At 62.2% G+C, this 246-nt stretch carries 1 pseudogene; it reads right to left on the minus strand.

Annotated elements, in window-relative coordinates:
* A pseudogene (locus tag FNJ47_RS47670) lies at positions 1-246 on the minus strand (IS701 family transposase); the annotation flags it as partial.

Raw genomic sequence — 246 nt, forward strand, 5'->3', positions numbered from 1 at the left:
TGCGCAGATCCGTCGACGCAGGCAGGTTGGCGAGATAGTATTTCTTCTCCCCTGAGGCACGTTGCTCGCCAATGAGCCAGGCTTCGTCGCCGGGGAGATGCTGCTGACCCTTATCCCATATCCGCTGAGGAGGGCCGTCGGCGGTGCGGACACGGAGAGCAGCAAATCGGGCTTTCAGCCGACCTTTCGTCCCGCTGCGCCAGCTCACGGCTTTCCATTTGGCGCTGGCCAGCATGTGTTCTGCTG

This window comes from Bradyrhizobium uaiense (assembly GCF_010811875.1).
Taxonomy (GTDB): domain Bacteria; phylum Pseudomonadota; class Alphaproteobacteria; order Rhizobiales; family Xanthobacteraceae; genus Bradyrhizobium; species Bradyrhizobium uaiense.